Annotated in this window: 1 protein-coding gene; it reads left to right on the top strand. The window is 71.0% G+C overall.

All coding sequences use genetic code 11. The annotated features are described in order from the left end of the window. The coding region (locus tag QCD75_RS22045; protein WP_301231654.1) for an FAD-dependent oxidoreductase at nt 1-286 on the top strand (286 nt) is incomplete at both ends.

Below are 286 nucleotides of genomic sequence, written 5' to 3'. Positions count from 1 at the left end.
GCGGCCCCGCAGGCCTGGCCGCGGCCCGCGAGGCCGTCCGCAGCGGCGCCCGCGTCATTCTCATCGACGACCAGCCTGAGCTGGGCGGCTCGCTGCTGTCCGGATCCACCGATCCGGCCCTCGCGGAGAGCATCGAAGGGGTCCCCGCCCTGGACTGGGTGTCCAACGTTGAAGCCGAGCTGATCTCCGCGCCCGAGTGCACGGTCCTGAACCGCACGTCCGCCTTCGGCTCCTACGACGCCAACTACGTCATCGCCGTCCAGAACCGCACCGACCACCTGTCCAG

The organism is Arthrobacter sp. PsM3 (assembly GCF_030433895.1).
Classification (GTDB): Bacteria; Actinomycetota; Actinomycetes; order Actinomycetales; family Micrococcaceae; genus Arthrobacter.
The sequence above is the reverse complement of the archived record's forward strand: the minus strand, read 5'-3'. Positions and strand labels throughout refer to the sequence as shown.